1 protein-coding gene is annotated in these 270 nt (G+C 56.3%); it reads left to right on the top strand.

Features of this window, described 5'->3' with window-relative positions; translation table 11 throughout:
• Positions 1-88 precede the first annotated feature (88 nt).
• The coding region (locus tag RMT89_RS43225) for a hypothetical protein (RefSeq protein WP_315889233.1) at positions 89-270 on the top strand (182 nt) is incomplete at its 3' end.

A 270-nucleotide genomic window follows, 5' to 3' on the forward strand; every position in this document is an offset into this window, starting at 1 on the left:
GTCACCCACGATCGGGGATCTTGCTCACTGGGGGCAGCTCGCTCCCTCAGGCTTAGTCGTCCTGGATGAGCAAGACAGGATACTGCAGGTGAACCAAACGCTGAATCACTTGCTTGGTTGCTCAAACAGCCAATTGATTCATCAGCCCGTCAGCGAGCTATTTACGGCAGAGGCCCACCTACTGTATCAGGGCGTGCTGGCTTTTCGGCTAAGCGCTATGGGGGCCATCGATGAAGCCCACCTCAATCTGCGCACGCAACAGGGTGAATC

The organism is Streptomyces sp. P17 (genome assembly GCF_032436805.1).
Classification (GTDB): domain Bacteria; phylum Actinomycetota; class Actinomycetes; order Streptomycetales; family Streptomycetaceae; genus Streptomyces.